Raw genomic sequence first — 1,444 nt, 5'->3', positions numbered from 1 at the left:
GGAGTCTCAATGACCGAGTCAAGCCGTCTGCGCAACTGGATCGGGAGTGAAGGTCCGGTTGTCGCGCAGGAGGGCCCACAGCACGCTTACCCGGCGGCGGGCCAGGGCGATGACGGCTTGGACGTGCTTGCAGCCCTCGCCCCGCTTCTTGAGGTAGAAGTCCCGGTTGGGGCCGTCCTTGATGATGCTGGTCTGCGCGGACAGGTAGAAGACCCGTCGCAGGCGGCGGCTGTAGCGTTTGGGTCGGTGTAGGTTGCCGGTGCGGCGTCCGGAGTCGCGGGGTACGGGCACGAGCCCGGCCGCCGAGGCCAGATGGCCGGCGTCCGCGTAGGCCGTCAGGTCGCCGGCGGCGACGATGAGCTCGGCACCGAGTATCGGCCCGATGCCGGGCAGGGACTCGATGATCTCGGCCTGCGGGTGGGCGTGGAAGGTGTCGCGGACCTGTTTGTCGATCCGCTTGAGCCGGTCGTCCAGGGCCAGGATCTGCGTGGCCAGGTCGGCGACGATTGCGGCCGCGACGTCCTCGCCGGGCAGCAGGGTGTGCTGGGCGGCGGCGGCCTCCAGTGCGGTGGCCGCCACGGCGTCGGCGCCGCGGACGCCGCGGTTGGCCAGCCAGGCCGTGAGGCGTGCCCGGCCGCGGCGGCGGAGCGCGGCGGGGGTCTGGTAGCCGGTCAGCAGGACCAGGGCGCCCTTGTGCGCGGAGTAGTCGAATGCCCGCTCCAGAGCGGGGAAGATGCCGGTCAGTACATCGCGGAGCCGGTTGATCATCCGTACCCTGTCGGCGACCAGGTCTGAGCGGTGGGCGGTCAGCAAGGCGAGGTCGGCGGCCAGCTGGGCGGGCACCTTGATGGTGGTGAAGTCCCGGCGCTGGCGGGCGGTTTCGGCGATGACGTAGGCGTCGCGGGCGTCGGTCTTCGCCTCGCCCCGGTATGCGCCGGCCATGCGGTTCACGGTCCGTCCGGGCACGTAGACGGCTCGCTGGCCGTGGGCCGCGAGCAGCGCCAGCAGCAGCGCGGAGGATGTTCCGGAGATGTCCACCGCCCAGTGGACCTGATCGGCCAGGGGGAGGATCTCGCCGAGCGCGGTCAGGATCGCGGTCTCGTCGTTGTCGATCTTCTTCGACCACAGCGTGGCGCCGTCCTCGTCGACCACGGCTGCCCAGTGGTGGCCCTTGCCTGCGTCAACGCCGGCCCAGACATGGGCCCTTCGCTCGCTCACACACCCTCCTCGAACGCGCCGGAATTTCGTTGGCCCGAGGAACACCCCGCTGTCGTCTCCGTAATCAGCGACCGCACGAAGCGCGCACATCTCAATCAGCAGCCAGGGCGCCCCGAAGAGCCGGGCGGCCACTCCTTCCAAGCCACTGAGGGCAAGGTGACCTGAGCCACACCCGGCCCTCCCGGGCCGGACAACACCTTACGGAGGTGACCTGGGCGGAGGTAAA

1 protein-coding gene is annotated in these 1,444 nt (G+C 70.3%); it reads right to left on the bottom strand.

The window, feature by feature from the left end; genetic code table 11:
- Positions 1-18: 18 nt before the first annotated feature.
- Positions 19-1,218: an IS110 family transposase gene (locus AB0R04_RS38890; protein ID WP_363378904.1), complete on the bottom strand. Its 1,200-nt coding sequence runs from the start codon at positions 1,216-1,218 to the stop codon at positions 19-21.
- Positions 1,219-1,444: the final 226 nt, after the last annotated feature.

Origin of the sequence: Kitasatospora sp. NPDC056731 (assembly GCF_040687675.1) — a bacterium.
Taxonomy (GTDB): Bacteria; Actinomycetota; Actinomycetes; order Streptomycetales; family Streptomycetaceae; genus Kitasatospora.
Note: the sequence above shows the minus strand (reverse complement) of the source record. Positions and strands in the feature narration are given on the sequence as shown.